Below are 1517 nucleotides of genomic sequence, written 5' to 3'. Positions count from 1 at the left end.
TGAGTAGCATTACTGGCAGAGCCAAAAAGCCGATAACCACGTCCATAGGACGTGGTATTCAGTTAGAAATAAAAAACGACGGGTTATAGCCCGTCGTTACAGTTTGTTAAAAGCTGCTGAAATTTTAGGAAAAGAACAGGTTAGAGAATAGTGGCGCTGCATGCTGCGCCCATTTAGCAGCGTGTAACGCCCGCTAGAGAGTTAATAAGCGACCTTAACGATATAAATCGTCCCGCGAGTAAGGCTCAATCTCGCCTTCCTTGCGCGTTTTCAGCAACTTCAAAATCCAGGTATATTGTTCCGGGTTAGGGCCAACCAGGTTTTCCACCTCTTCGTTCATGCGGCGCGCAATGCGTAGATCGTCGGCTTCGGCCAAATCATCCATCGGCTCACGGATATAGATATCCAGCATGCTGGTTTTACCATCATAAACCGGGAATAGCGGCACGATCGCCGCTTTGCAGACTTTCATCAGGCGGCCGACTGCGGGTAATGTGGCCTTATAAGTCGCAAAAAAATCCACGAATTCACTGTGCTCGGCACCGTGATCCTGGTCAGGCAGATAGTACCCCCAATAACCATTACGCACCGAACTGATAAAGGGTTTGATGCCATCGTTGCGGGCATGCATACGGCCACCAAACTTGCGGCGCACGCTATTCCACAGATAGTCGACCAATGGATTACTCTGGTTATGGAACATCGCCGCCATGGGTTGTCCCCGAGCAGCCATCAGCATCGCAGGCACATCTACGGCCCAGCCGTGCGGCACCAAAAATATCACATTGCGGCCTTCCTCCCGGATTTTATCCAGCACTTCTTCGCCGTGCCAACGCACGCGCTTGAGCACCTTTTCCGGTTTGGTACAGGCTAGTTCCGCCATCAGGATCATCGATTGCGGCGCGGTTGCAAACATCTCATCGATAATTTGTTCACGTTGCTGTTCCGGGAGTTCGGGCATGCAATAGAGCAGATTGATGCGAGCGCGGCGTCTAGCCCCTTTCGCAACCTTGCCAGCCAATTTACCAATTGCGCCCAACAGCGGATCACGAACTCGTGCCGGGACCAGAGAAATACCGGCCATCAGCCCGGTTCCCAGCCAAACGCCCCAGTAGCGCGGATGATAGAAGGCTTTATCAAATTGCGGGATGAACTCTACGTTCGATTTTTTCTCTTTTTGCATGAGCTGCTCTCATTCAACGTGTCTGCTCGCAAAATATATGCCCGTCGTCTTTCAAGCTGCAGCGTTGTTACCTGCGCGTTCACTCCAGTCACTTACTAAAAGTAAGCTCCTGGGGATGAACAAGCTTGTCGCCGAGCTGCAACTTGAAATCCATAGGGTATAAAACTATACACCTAATTGCTGTCAAGCGACGGGCCAGATTAGAACCGCAACCGTACGCTGACAACATAAGGTATTTGTGGCCTCGAGCAGGCACTAGTAAAAATCCGCCTTCATAGAAGGCGGCATTGCTTTGGCGCCCCAGAGGGGCGTACTAAGCTCGAACCCGTAGGGT

At 51.4% G+C, this 1517-nt stretch carries 1 protein-coding gene; it reads right to left on the bottom strand.

What is annotated here, in order from left to right; translation table 11 throughout:
- Nucleotides 1-214: 214 nt before the first annotated feature.
- On the bottom strand, nt 215-1183 hold the full coding sequence (gene lpxM, locus KAJ71_RS23135) for a lauroyl-Kdo(2)-lipid IV(A) myristoyltransferase (RefSeq protein WP_248947787.1): 969 nt from the start codon (nt 1181-1183) through the stop codon (nt 215-217).
- Between the last annotated feature and the right edge of the window lie 334 nt (nt 1184-1517).

The organism is Serratia silvae (assembly GCF_023282985.1).
In the GTDB taxonomy this organism is placed as follows: Bacteria; Pseudomonadota; Gammaproteobacteria; order Enterobacterales; family Enterobacteriaceae; genus Chania; species Chania silvae.
The sequence above is the reverse complement of the archived record's forward strand: the minus strand, read 5'-3'. Positions and strand labels throughout refer to the sequence as shown.

What these genes read in the sequence shown, in the direction of transcription:
- lpxM (WP_248947787.1), bottom strand. Translation starts at nt 1,183, where the DNA reads ATGCAAAAAGAGAAAAAATCGAACGTAGAGTTCATCCCGCAATTTGAT.